Below are 12,461 nucleotides of genomic sequence, written 5' to 3' on the forward strand. Positions count from 1 at the left end.
GTCAGAAGAACTGCTCTCTATCGGTGTTGATATCGAGCAGAAAAAGGAAAGATAAAAAGGAACCATTATGACGACTCTAAATATTCAGAACATGACCACGAAAACGTTAACAGCACTAGCCATTAGTTCATTTGCATTTGGTGCTAACGCTTCTATTGAACCGCAGCAATGTGAAAACGTTCGCTTCGCTGATGTAGGCTGGACTGACATTACCGCAACAACCGCCGTTACTTCTGAACTATTAAAAGGCCTTGGTTACAAAACCAAAACCGACCTACTTTCAGTACCGGTGACTTACTCTTCAATGGCGAACGGCGATATTGATGTATTCCTAGGTAACTGGATGCCAACCATGGAAGGCGATATTGCTAAGTACCGTGAAGCGGGCACGGTTGAGACCGTGCGTGCCAACCTTGAAGGCGCAAAATACACACTAGCTGTACCAAAATATGTGTACGACTCTGGCGTAAAAAGCTTCGCAGACTTAGCAAAACATGCCGACAAATTTAAAGACCGCATCTACGGCATCGAGCCGGGTAACGACGGTAACCGCTTAATCCAATCAATGATTGATTCAGACGCGTTTGGCTTGAAAGATTTCAGCCTAGTGGAATCAAGCGAAGCGGGCATGGTGTCGCAAGTATCTCGCGCTGCTCGTCGTAGCCAGTGGATCGTTTATCTAGGTTGGGCGCCGCACCCAATGAACAGCAATGTTGAGATGGAATACCTATCAGGTGGTGACGACTTCTTCGGCCCTAACTACGGCGGCGCGAATGTTTACACCAATGTTCGTTCAAACTACCTGTCTGAATGTGCAAACGTCGGTCAACTTCTGCAAAACCTAGAGTTCACACTAGAGATGGAAAACCAGTTGATGGAAGAGATTCTTAACCAAAAAGTGAAGCCAGAAAAAGCGGCTCAACAATGGTTGAACAATAACCCTCAACAAGTTGAAGCTTGGTTAGACAACGTAAAAACGCATAAAGGTGAATCAGCGACTCAAGCGGTTACTGAATACCTAAAACAAGTTAAAGCTTAGTTTTACCTACCTATCGTTCTATTTATCAAAGCTCTATAAATAAAAAAGGTGGGCTTGCCAATTGTCTATTGGTTTGAAGTAGCCCACCCATAATAAAAGGCAATATTGTGAATTTTATTACGGAAAACAAAATCCCTGTTGGTCAATGGATGGAAGCGGGTGTTGATTGGCTAACAATCAATGCAGCAGGACTCTTTGACGCTATTTCGATTTTTCTAGAAACCGTCATTATGTTTTTAGTCGATGTATTTAAGTGGATGCCACCGGCTTTACCAATCGTGATGACCGCGGCGATTGCATGGTATTTACACCGTAAACCCTCGCTTGTGATTTTCGTGGTTGCAGCTTTGCTGACTATTTTAAACCTTGGCTACTGGCAAGAAATGCTGGAAACCTTTGTCCTCGTGTTTGCAGCGACAACGATTTCCGTATTAATTGGCGTACCAGTTGGCATTATGGCCGCGCATCGCCCTTGGTTGTATACGGTGCTTAGACCCATTCTTGATTTAATGCAGACGGTTCCAACGTTTGTGTATCTGATTCCGACTTTGGTTTTATTCGGCTTGGGCATCGTTCCTGGCTTAATCTCGACCATCATATTTGCCATTGCCGCGCCAATTCGTTTGACCTACTTAGGTGTAACCAAAGTGCCTGAAGAGTTGATTGAAGCGGGTAAAGCGTTTGGTGCAAGCCGCATGAAATTGCTGATGAAGGTCGAATTACCGGCGGCTCTACCAAGCATCATGGCGGGTGTAACTCAATGTATTATGTTGTCGCTTTCGATGGTGGTTATCGCCGCCCTTGTCGGAGCTGACGGACTTGGTAAACCTGTTGTTCGTGCATTGAACACAGTGAACATCTCACAAGGTTTTGAAGCCGGGTTGGCGATTGTATTAGTCGCTATCATTCTTGATCGCTTGTGCAAAACACCAAACCAGAAGGAAGCTTAATCATGTCTAACTCTCAGGGAAAAAAGACAATGGACGCGATTACCATTAAGAATCTCGATGTTGTGTTTGGTAATAAATCGAAACAAGCGCTTGAGCTACTCGACCAAGGTAAAACTCGCCAAGAGATCATCGATGAAACAGGTCAAGTTGTCGGCGTAGACAATGTGTCGCTGACGGTGGAAGAAGGCGAGATCTGTGTATTGATGGGTTTGTCTGGTTCTGGTAAATCATCTTTGCTTCGCGCAGTTAACGGCTTGAACGAGATCAGCCGTGGTTCACTGACAATCAAAGACGGTGACCAACAAGTCGATTTAGCACAGTGTGATGAAGCGACTCTGCGTCATCTTCGTACTCACCGTGTATCCATGGTTTTCCAAAAGTTTGCTTTGATGCCATGGCTTAATGTATTAGACAACGTAGCGTTTGGTCTTGAAATGCAGGGTGTAGCGAAAGATGTTCGTCGTGCAAAAGCGCGTGAGCAATTAGAAATGGTCGGCCTGGCGGAATGGGAAACCAAATTTCCACATGAGCTTTCTGGCGGCATGCAGCAACGTGTTGGTTTGGCGCGCGCGTTTGCAATGGACACCGACATTCTGTTGATGGATGAACCGTTTTCGGCGCTTGATCCACTGATTCGTGCTCAGTTGCAAGATGAACTGATCACACTGCAAAGCAAACTCAACAAAACGATTTTGTTCGTGAGTCACGACCTAGATGAAGCACTGAAGATTGGTAACAACATCGCGATCATGGAGTCAGGAAAGCTGATTCAACACGGTAAGCCTGAAGAGATCGTATTGACGCCAAAAACAGAATACGTAAAAGACTTCGTTGCTCATACCAATCCATTGAATGTGCTTAAAGGTCGCTCTTTGATGCAGCCTCTTGATTCACTAACGCAAGAGAATGAAAGCTGGAAGATCTGCGATTCTAAAGATCTCTGGATTGAACAGAGTGAAGGTGCTTTATCGGTGAAAGGTGAATCTGCTTTGGCGCTTGTCGAGTGGAGCGAGTCTGACGACCTAACCGCGATCAGCGCGTCGAGTGTGGTCGTGGCAAGTCCGGAAATTGGCATGCGTGATGCGATTAAGCTCAAGCAGATCAGTAACCACCCGATTTTGCTGGTGGAAGACAATCAACTGGTCGGTATTCTGGATAACAGCGAGTTTTACAACGCACTAACGGGTAATTTTCAGATGAATACAGCCGCGTAAAATTTCGTTTTCCAGCTTGGCGATTAGGGCTGGTTTTTTATTAGGTGGAGAGGGTTAAGTCTCTTTACCTCTATGATTATTAAAATATATTATTCTTTGAGTTTGTATTCTCTGGTTCATTATTTTTGTCTTCATTGAAGCTTTCATTTCCCCTTCATTAAGCAAAAGTGCCGTACCACGCAAGTTTAGTGGTGTAGAAAAGATTGAGAATAGTATGAACATCAGTACAATGCGGAAAAATCAATGAAGTAATTTATCAATTTACAGTGTAATTCGAGCGCGCGTGACGTAATCACTCGAGACATTTCATCGCTTCGACGCTGTAAAACCATTCACAGTATATTAGTACAAAGGTCTGCATCTTGGACAAACATGACGAAATCCTGGTCGCTATTCGCCAAATTATTCGCGCTATCGATTTACACTCGAAGAAGCTGAGTAAAGAGTATGGTTTGACTGGCCCTCAATTAATCTTAATGAGAGCAATCCAAGAAATGGGTAATGTGACGATCAAAGAATTGTCTAATCACACCAATGTAAGCCAAGCCACCACAACCACGATCATCGATCGCTTGGAACTGAACGGCTATGTACAACGTGTTCGCAGCTCGTCAGATCGCCGCAAAGTACACGCAAACCTGACTGAAAAAGGTCAAGAGTTGCTAAACAATGCGCCACCACCGCTGCAAGATAACTTCGTTAAAAAATTCCAAAACCTAGAGCCGTGGGAGCAAAGCTTACTGCTTTCTTCAATGCAGCGAGTATCATCAATGATGAACGCAGAAGACATCGACGCCGCTCCAGTACTTCAACTTGAAGGCATTGCAAACGTAGCCAAGAGCTAACCTTATTTATAAATTGTTTATTTAGAACAACAACTTAAATAATTGTCAAATGGTCGCACTAAGCGGCCATTTTTGATCCTGCCATTTAAAATCTCTATTTGCCCTGCGTGTTAGTTACGCCTTCTTATTTTAAATTCCCCTGACTTTTTGCCCCGTTTGTAGCCGCCTCATTGGATTGTCATCAAAACTCCATTGACGATTCTCTGACAATAAAACACCAGACCGACCGGTCTGTTGCGTATTGTTGTGTGCTCATCTTAACCACGAGGTGATGTATGAAACACGAATTGACGCCAACACAAATGACCATGACGTTGAACAGCATGCAGGGAGCTTTTGCACAGAAACCGATGCCAGCGATATCGGAGAGAATTGAGCAGCTGCTCGCACTTAAATCTGCGCTAATCGATTACACAGATCGTTTGTGTGTAGCCGTGAGTGAGGACTATGGTCACCGCAGCCGACAAGACACTTTGATGGCTGACATATTGCCTTGTATCGGAAATATTGATCACAGCATTGAGTGTTTACCTCATTGGTCGACATCTTCGATTCGTCATTCCGGCCCATTGCTTTCAACCTCTCGTGTTGAAGTGGTTTATCAACCCAAAGGCGTCGTCGGGATTATTGCTCCGTGGAATTTCCCGATCATGTTATCCGTCGGCCCACTTATTTCGGCGCTGGCTGCGGGAAATCGCACCATGATCAAGATGAGCGAATTTACCCCAGCGACGAACCAAGTATTAAGATCGCTATTGGCGGAAGTTTTCCATGCCGATGAGGTGTGCTTGGTTGAAGGTGAGGTAGAAATCGCAGCCGCATTTTCGGCGTTGCCGTTTGATCATCTTCTATTTACAGGGTCAACCCAAGTGGGTCGCCAAGTGATGAAGTCAGCGGCTGATACGCTAACCCCAGTCACGCTAGAGCTGGGTGGTAAGTCACCGGTTATCGTTGCAGAAGACATGCCAATTGATATCGCGGTTGAGCGAATCATTTATGGTAAGAGCATCAATAACGGGCAGGTGTGTGTGGCTCCTGACTATGTATTGCTACCCGAAGGGAAAGTTGAATCTTTCATTCAAGAGTATAAAAAACAGTACCAATTGCTGTTCGATGAAGGGGTCTATTCCGAGAGTTTGACGTCCCTAATCAATCCTCGTCAATGCGATCGTATTGTCGGCTTGTTGAATGAAGAGCAACAAGCAGGAACGCGAACCGTCGCTTGCCATGACGAAGCGATGGACTTAGATAACCATCGTTTGGTGACGCACCTAATTGTTGAACCAAGCCTGTCATCCAAGGTGATGAACGAAGAGATTTTCGGCCCACTATTACCCTTGATTACGTATCGCAATATCGAAGAGGCGTTCCAAGTCATCAATAGCAAACCAAGGCCGTTAGCGCTTTATCTAATGAGCTTTGATTTGAGCTTACAAGCTCAGGTTAAACACCAAGTTCATTCCGGCGGAATGTGTATTAATGACTGTGTTTTCCATTTAGCGGTTGATGACGCGCCGTTTGGTGGCATTGGTGAATCTGGTCAGGGCAACTATCACGGCAAAGAAGGTTTCCTTACTTTCTCCCATGCCAAAACTGTCTTGGAAACAGGCTTAGATCATCGAGTTAAGCATCTGTTTTCAAAAGAAGACAACGAATTAAAGACCGCAGTGATGAGCATGCTTGGCAAGTAAATCATTTCTGTCACTACTCAATTTATCTACAAGAAGTTATTTATAAGAAATTATTTTTACGACGTTATTTTAAGAGGTTATTTTTATGTTGGAACGATTTTTTGAACGAACGATGAAAGCGTATTTGATGGTTACAGGATTCTTAACCGCAACCGCTTTCTCTACTTTCCTTGCGCCTGATTGGAGTATGCAAACGCTGTTCTCGTATAACGATACGATGATGGTGAACAAAGAGTATCTTATGGGTACCTATCAACACTGGGGAGTCATGGTTGGCTGTATTGGTGTGTTGTTGATGTTCTCGGCGAAGTACAAATCGCTGCGTACTTCGACCATGATTTACAGTGCATTTGAGAAGTCGATGTTTGTGGGCATATTCTTATACAACGTGTGTATCAACGATTATGAATGGTTCTACGGCAGCAGCTCAAGAGTATGACCCTGCGCTCGACTTATTACATTGGATGTCGCAAGCCGCGCACTAATTCAAATCCTAACTCAGGTTAATCACAGAAAGGTTAACCACAGAAAAAGTTAATCATAAAAAAATTAATCACAGAAATTGGAGAACGTCTTATGCAGACATTCAAGAAATCTTTAGTGTTCACGGCAATGGCGGCGGCAAGCAGTGCTGCTCTTGCGGCTGAATCAGAAAAACCGAATATTGTTGTCATTGTTGGCGATGATGTGGGTTTTGCCGATACACAGCCTTATGGCTCAGAAGCGGATACCCCAAACCTAATGGCGCTGGCTGAAGAGGGGGTTAAGTTTACTAACTTTCACGCGTCCCCAACTTCATCGGTAACGCGCTCTATGATGCTAACCGGAGCAAACAGCCACGAGGTTGGGCTTGGTACCTTCGACTATGCCGTCTATCCGGGCGCGATTGGTAAGCCGGGTTATGAAGGTTACCTCACAAAGAAAGGTGTCACGGTCGCCACGCTGCTTGAAGAGAGCGGCTATAACACTTACCTCTCTGGTAAATGGCATTTGGGACATGAAGATGGATTCTTACCGGATGATCGAGGTTTTGGTGAGAGTTACGGTATCTTAGCGGGCGGTTCGAATCACTTTAACCGAGATATGATGTTCCCAGCCAAAAACGCTGCGACAGCGGATGCGCTGCAAAAAGGCGATATTCCAGGTGTTGAAGTTGAGCCAACTTACCGCAACGGTGAAGTGGTTGAGGATAAATACAAAGGCGAATACTCAGACCAAGTTTACACCAACGAGATCATCAAGATGATCGACAGCAAAAAAGACGACGGTAAGCCTTTCTTCGCTTACGTCCCATTCACCGGTATTCATCTACCACTGCAAGCGCCTGAGTCTGCTTATCAAGATAAAGTCGATTACTACGTTGAACATGGTTGGGACTCGGTTCGAGAAGATCGTTTCCAACGCATGAAAGAGATGGGCGTGACTCCAAAAGACGCCGATATTTCAGGTCGTAACGCATTAAGCCGCCCTTGGGACTCGCTCTCTGAAAAAGAACAAAAGTGGTACGGCAAGAAAATGGCTGTCGCGATGGGCATGATGGAAATGCAGGACCAACAAGTCGGTCAGATAGTCGATTACCTGAAAGAAATCGGGGAATACGATAATACTTACATCATGTACCTAGCGGATAACGGCCCAGAAGCGGCGGATATTACCGGTGAAAATATCAGTGATTTGATCCGAACGTGGACTGCTCATCATTTCGACAACTCGACGGAAAACCTAGGGAAAGCCAACTCCAGCGTTTCATTGGGTCCTGAGTGGGCAAGCGCTTCAACCGGTGGCCTATCTTGGTACAAAGCTTACACAGCAGAGGGCGGTATCCGTGTGCCATTTATCGTTAAGCCAGCCAAAGCGCTTTTAGACGGTGAAGATGCGTTGCAACCGGGAACTCAGACAGACGACTTATCCCAAGTGAAGGACATTGCAGCCACGATTCTTGAGATTGCAGAGGTCGATCATCCAGGAACCGAATATCAAGGTCGAGAAGTGGCGCCGATGAGTGGTGTGAGCTTGTTGCCTTACTTCAAAGGGGAAACGGCAGACGTGCACAGTGCCAACAATGCGATTCCATTTGAATTGTTTGGTAGCGGAATTCTGCTTAAAGGTGATCATAAGATCATCCGAATTTCTACGGGAATGGGCGGTGACAGTGAGTGGCACTTATACAACACTAAGAAAGATCCAGCTGAGCAACATGACTTGAGAAATGAAATGCCAGATCTGTTCCTTGAAATGGTCGCTGAATATCAAGAATACGAAAAAGCGCAAAATATCGTCCCGGTTGACGAAGCGTGGAACCCGTTTGAAAACGTGAAATAGAGGAAAAACCACTCGGCCAACCTAATGCCATCAAGCTTGGTTGGCCGATGAACACCGTGTAAAGGAATTACGAATTGTTTTGGCTAATACAATAACTTTTACATCGAGGCACTCTTCATGACGACATTATCGCTATCAAATTTGAGTTCAGTTCCGCAGTTCAATGGTAAAGCACACAGCAAGCTTCAAGCGTTAGCAAAACCGATTGGGGCGGTGTGTAATATCAGTTGCACCTACAGTTATTACTTAGAAAAACAACAGCTGCTTGAATATCCAAAAGGCTCTCAATATACGATGGATGAAGTCCTGTTAGAGCGTTATATCAAGCAATATATAGAAGGGCAGAATACGCCTGAAATCATCTTTTCTTGGCATGGTGGAGAGCCGACCTTGTTGGGGCTTGAGTACTTTAAAAAGGTCGTCGAGCTGCAGAAAAAATATTGTCCTAGCTACAGCAAGATCAGCAATGACCTTCAAACCAACGGCACGTTATTGAATGATGCGTGGTGCGAGTTCTTCAAGAACAATGACTTTATCATTGGCGTGAGTATTGATGGACCAGAGCACCTACATAATCACTACCGAACTAACCGTGCAGGCAAAGGCACTTTTTCTCAAACAATGCGTGGCATTCGCTACTTGAAACAGCATAACGTCGAGTTCGCGACCTTAAGCTGCGTGAATGATGTGACAGGTAAGTATCCATTAGAGGTCTATCGCTTTCTACGCGATGAAGTGGGTTCGAAGCAATTGCAGTTTATACCTGTGGTCGATAAGTGCGAAGCTCACACCAACAATAAATGGTTGAGCAACCAACAAGCGATCATTCCCGTATCAGGTGAGGTTGAGGCTTGGAGTGTCGATTCTGCACAATGGGGACAATTCCTCACTACCGTTTTTGATGAGTGGTTTGAACACGATTTTGGTCGGGTATTAGTGCCGTACTTTGAAAATTTTGTCGGCGTATGGATGGGCAGAGAAAGCACCATGTGTACCTTGAGTGAGATCTGCGGCAAAGGGTTAGCGGTTGAGCCCAATGGCGATGTGTACTCATGTGATCATTATGTCTTTCCTGAATTTCAGTTAGGTAATATTCAGGAACAAGCACTTTCAACTTTAGCCTTTTCGCCAAAGCAGCAGAGTTTTGGGTTCGCCAAACAGAAGTCTCTGCCGAAACAATGCCAAGCCTGTGAGTTTAAATTCGCATGCCATGGCGAATGCCCTAAGAACCGAATCATTACCAGTCGTGACGGCGAAGCAGGGCTAAATTACTTGTGTGAAGGTTGGCTGAGCTTCTTCAAGCATATCGACCCTGTTATTAAGGACTTATTCAAAGCCAATAATATTGCGTCTCGTCTGGGGTAATGGAGTAGGCGTGAATGGATTCAATCAAGATTTAAGTTAGATAGAAGGCTCGCTAAATTGTGCGAGCCTCTTGGTATTTGGTATTTGGTATTTGGTAACGGGTATCTAGTCAGCCGATTCTTGGGCTGGGCTCATGGCGAGAAGAGTCTCTTCCATGGCATTGTTTAGAATCGAACGGTTACGCTGCATGGCGGCCATGAGCGTTGAGCCAAGCCATAAACCATAAAGCGTTCGAGATAGCGATTCTGGCTCTGCGATAGTGAAATCACCATCGGCATTACCTTCTTCAAACAGCTTTGCCATACGCAGGATGATCTTTTCTGCACCTTCTGCCATGGTCGATTGCAACGGGTTAGCAGACCCAGATACTTCTCCCGCCAGTTTTACGACAAGACATTGGATATTGAAGTCTTCAGTCAGTTTCGATGCACACCAAAACTCGAAATAGGCTTTAACGCGATCACGGCGAGAAAGCGACTCATCACTTAAAAAGTCGTCCAGCTTAGCGAGATGCTCATCAAAGTAGTTAGTAAGCAGGATCTCACCAAAGTGTTCTTTGGATTTAAAGTAGTGGTAAAAAGAACCCTTCGTGCCTTCCGCTTGGTTGATGATTTTCATCAGGCCAACACCAGCAAACCCGTGTTCATTAATAAGGTTAAACCCTGCATCGAGCATAGCTTGTCGCATGTCTTTCATTGTTCTTACTCTTTATGCTGAGAATGAGGAATAGTGTAACGAGCAACATACCAACCGTCCAGTCTAGCGCGTTAGGACGCGGTCAATAATTGACTCGTTTCGTCAAAGTAACTCTTTCTCTTATTGGTACTTCTAAGCGACAAAACTTTTTTCAAGATAAGCACATCCTATAAATCGAAAATAACAACCTTAAAGGGCTTATTTGGTGCCTTAAAATGGCTAAATTGGGGTGTTTTAAGTTGCTGTTTTTATTGGTTTTTAATTTAGTGTTTTCTTGAGATCGCAATGGTAGTCTTAGCTTAATTTCTTTAGGGGGCTAAATGGACACCAATAACAGCACTTATCATCACCACAGTTTTGCTCAGCAAGACTTATCAGAGCTTACATTTACAGCCTGCACGTTTATCCGTTGTGATTTCAGACGTTCGAACTTACGTGATGCAACGTTTATTAACTGTAAGTTTATCGAACAAGGCGATATTGAGGGATGCCACTTTGATATTGCCGACTTACGAGACGCAAGCTTCCAGAATTGCCAGTTGGCGATGGCGAATTTTAGTAACGCGAATTGCTATGGTATTGAGCTACGTGAATGCGACTTGAAAGGGGCGAACTTTACTCGTGCGAACTTTGCCAATCAGGTGAGCAATCGCATGTATTTTTGCTCGGCATACATCACGGGTTGCAACCTGTCTTACGCTAATTTTGAACAAGCTTGTTTAGAGAAGTGTGAGTTATTTGAAAACCGCTGGATAGGTACTTACCTTGGCGGAGCGTCACTAAAAGAGTCTGATCTTAGCCGAGGCGTGTTCTCGGAAGATGTATGGGGGCAATTCAGTATGCAAGGTGCTAATTTATGCCATGCTGAATTAGAAGGGTTGGACCCTCGTAAAGTAGATACAACAGGAATCAAAATTGTCGCGTGGCAGCAAGAGCAACTGCTTGAAAGCATGGGTATTGTGGTGATGCCTGATTGATAGCTGTAATTTCTAACTACAGGCTATTTGGAATATGTAAGAATTCGCTATAGAAGAAAAGCCCAAAGCTAATAACTTTGGGCTTTTCCGTATTTGGTAACCAGCATTTTATAATGAATTTTTAAAAAGAGAATGCTTGGTGATAGAGAACTGATTGGTTGATTAATGCATGCCTGAGCGCATTTTGTCGGCGAGCGCAAAGAAGACAAAAACGACGAAACAGACTAGAGCAGCACACAGTGAAGTTAAGATGGTTGTGGCGTCTTTTGAAATCAATGGAATGGTGATAGAAGCTAGCGCTATCAACATAACAAGGATATGAACAATTCGACCCGGAATTGGATTTTTATGACAGAATGAAGCCCAGAGGTAACGCATTTTCAACACCAGTATAAAATTAGTGGTTTTATTCTATTTTCTTAGTGAGTATTTTGTAAATAACAATTAGTTACAATTGGTTGTAAATATGATCTAAGTCGAATTAGTATTAAACCAGTTAAATAACAGCAGTTTATTGATCTTTTATTGAATTTTAACTTTAAAAATGAACATCATAATATTCCGTATTCTTTGGAATGCTAAGTCAAATATTATTCGAATTTTTGTTTTTTGACTTAAGATCTCATTTATTGAGTGTTCTGTTAAGAGACCGTTTGCGTACAGGTATTGGTGGCGTAACTATCAAGCGAATTAGAGTCATCCTAGAGCCTGTTATTCGTTTTATGTTATTTATCAAAGTGACTCCTCAAATTGAGAGCGAAGTAATCTTGTGAATTTTTCGGTTTGATATACTCAATATTCATTCGATAAAGATGATGGAGATGATATGTCGAAAACCGCGAAGATCATTAATGAAGATAAGCTGGTAAAAAAAGCAGTTGAAGTCGGTTTTAAGATGGCTAAGCTACAAGGTTTTGATTTGCCAAATTCATCCCAACCGATAAAGGTTAAAGCGGTGTACTTGTTCCTTGTTGAAGTCAATCAGATCACACCGTTACCAGAAAGTAAGCTTGATGGGGCAAACATTAAAAAGCGTCTGGCGCTATGGATACATAAAGCATTGCCTGACAATGATCCCTTGAAGTAAACCTTTTCCAAGCTGATATTTCTGGACTCGTTTCCTCTGAGTTCATTATTCATCGATATGTTAGATAAGAAACCTAGCGAGCTCTCGCTAGGTTTTTTTGTTTTTGAGGCCGATATTTTAATAGTGGATAGCGAGTCACTGCCATTCGAAGCGTTGTTATCTACTCGATAGAATGTTCAACACTGAGAGTGTTGGTGATTTATGCCGCTTGATTGGCAATCTTAGCACATAATTTACTAATGACTCTAACCTTCTTTTGACGCTTATTCGGTTAA

The 12,461-nt window shown here is 43.8% G+C and carries 11 protein-coding genes and 2 pseudogenes; 11 read left to right on the forward strand and 2 right to left on the reverse strand.

What is annotated here, in order from left to right; genetic code table 11:
* Positions 1–67 precede the first annotated feature (67 nt).
* The 9 genes and pseudogenes from AB6D93_RS15705 (at position 68) to AB6D93_RS15745 (ending at position 9,426) form a co-directional block, all read left to right on the forward strand.
* Positions 68–1,039 (forward strand): choline ABC transporter substrate-binding protein, encoded by a 972-nt coding sequence (locus tag AB6D93_RS15705; RefSeq protein WP_017071877.1) that lies wholly within the window; start codon positions 68–70, stop codon positions 1,037–1,039.
* Positions 1,040–1,146: 107 nt separating this feature from the next.
* Positions 1,147–1,989: a choline ABC transporter permease subunit gene (gene choW / locus AB6D93_RS15710; protein ID WP_102333552.1), complete on the forward strand. Its 843-nt coding sequence runs from the start codon at positions 1,147–1,149 to the stop codon at positions 1,987–1,989.
* A 2-nt stretch (positions 1,990–1,991) separates the two neighbouring features.
* Entirely contained in the window at positions 1,992–3,203 is a 1,212-nt protein-coding gene (gene choV, locus AB6D93_RS15715; protein ID WP_102333551.1) for a choline ABC transporter ATP-binding protein, read from the forward strand.
* A 362-nt stretch (positions 3,204–3,565) separates the two neighbouring features.
* The gene (locus tag AB6D93_RS15720) at positions 3,566–4,048 is read left to right on the forward strand and encodes a MarR family winged helix-turn-helix transcriptional regulator (protein ID WP_017061075.1); all 483 of its coding nucleotides are present in this window, start codon (positions 3,566–3,568) and stop codon (positions 4,046–4,048) included.
* Between the two features lie 275 nt (positions 4,049–4,323).
* On the forward strand, positions 4,324–5,739 hold the full coding sequence (locus tag AB6D93_RS15725) for a coniferyl aldehyde dehydrogenase (RefSeq protein WP_102333550.1): 1,416 nt from the start codon (positions 4,324–4,326) through the stop codon (positions 5,737–5,739).
* Between the two features lie 85 nt (positions 5,740–5,824).
* Positions 5,825–6,166 (forward strand): annotated as a pseudogene (locus tag AB6D93_RS15730) (hypothetical protein); the annotation flags it as partial.
* Positions 6,159–6,224: pseudogene (locus AB6D93_RS15735) on the forward strand (sel1 repeat family protein); the annotation flags it as partial. The pseudogenes AB6D93_RS15730 and AB6D93_RS15735, both read left to right, overlap by 8 nt.
* A gap of 91 nt (positions 6,225–6,315) precedes the next feature.
* Positions 6,316–8,061 (forward strand): arylsulfatase, encoded by a 1,746-nt coding sequence (locus AB6D93_RS15740; RefSeq protein ID WP_102333548.1) that lies wholly within the window; start codon positions 6,316–6,318, stop codon positions 8,059–8,061.
* A 117-nt stretch (positions 8,062–8,178) separates the two neighbouring features.
* A complete protein-coding gene (locus AB6D93_RS15745) occupies positions 8,179–9,426 on the forward strand; it encodes an anaerobic sulfatase maturase (protein ID WP_102333547.1) in 1,248 nt (415 codons plus the stop codon).
* Positions 9,427–9,531: 105 nt separating this feature from the next.
* Here the strand turns inward: AB6D93_RS15745 and AB6D93_RS15750 are convergent, their stop codons facing one another.
* Positions 9,532–10,122, reverse strand: coding sequence for a TetR/AcrR family transcriptional regulator (locus tag AB6D93_RS15750; protein ID WP_102333546.1), 591 nt, complete (start codon positions 10,120–10,122; stop codon positions 9,532–9,534).
* 320 nt (positions 10,123–10,442) lie between these two features.
* Here AB6D93_RS15750 and AB6D93_RS15755 point away from each other — a divergent pair, with 320 nt between their 5' ends.
* A complete protein-coding gene (locus AB6D93_RS15755; protein ID WP_102333545.1) occupies positions 10,443–11,099 on the forward strand; it encodes a Qnr family pentapeptide repeat protein in 657 nt (218 codons plus the stop codon).
* A 162-nt stretch (positions 11,100–11,261) separates the two neighbouring features.
* On the opposite strand, the gene AB6D93_RS15760 is transcribed toward AB6D93_RS15755, so the two are convergent.
* A complete protein-coding gene (locus tag AB6D93_RS15760) occupies positions 11,262–11,477 on the reverse strand; it encodes a hypothetical protein (protein ID WP_029235681.1) in 216 nt (71 codons plus the stop codon).
* Between the two features lie 448 nt (positions 11,478–11,925).
* Here AB6D93_RS15760 and AB6D93_RS15765 point away from each other — a divergent pair, with 448 nt between their 5' ends.
* Positions 11,926–12,186, forward strand: a complete 261-nt coding sequence (locus tag AB6D93_RS15765) for a DUF5062 family protein (RefSeq protein WP_102333544.1) — start codon at positions 11,926–11,928, stop codon at positions 12,184–12,186.
* The last annotated feature ends 275 nt before the right edge of the window (positions 12,187–12,461 follow it).

The sequence above is a fragment of the Vibrio sp. 10N.247.310.23 genome (assembly GCF_041467155.1).
Classification (GTDB): domain Bacteria; phylum Pseudomonadota; class Gammaproteobacteria; order Enterobacterales; family Vibrionaceae; genus Vibrio; species Vibrio crassostreae_C.